General features: G+C 32.5%; 1 pseudogene. It reads left to right on the top strand.

Annotated elements, in window-relative coordinates:
* Positions 1-133: 133 nt before the first annotated feature.
* Positions 134-345, top strand: a pseudogene (locus ACP3VS_RS24360) (hypothetical protein); the annotation flags it as partial.

Raw genomic sequence — 345 nt, 5'->3', positions numbered from 1 at the left:
GAGTAATAGAAAGCAGATGGTTATCTAGACATATAAACCGTCTGTTTTTTGTCTTGTATTTCGAAACTTTTGCGAAATTCTGTTATAATTAATAGTGTTACATACATAATGGTAGTGCAGGAGGCGCAGTCTTATGATTAATCAAGAACGTTTAGTAAATGAATTTATGGAATTAGTACAAGTAGATTCTGAAACGAAATTTGAAGCAGAAATTTGCAAAGTATTAACAAAGAAATTTACAGATTTAGGTGTAGAAGTATTTGAAGATGACACAATGGCTGTTACTGGGCATGGTGCAGGTAACTTAATTTGTACATTACCAGCAACAAAAGATGGTGTTGATAC

The organism is Lysinibacillus sp. VIII_CA (assembly GCF_049943995.1).
In the GTDB taxonomy this organism is placed as follows: Bacteria; Bacillota; Bacilli; order Bacillales_A; family Planococcaceae; genus Lysinibacillus; species Lysinibacillus pinottii.
This window is presented reverse-complemented; position numbering and strand designations above follow the sequence as displayed.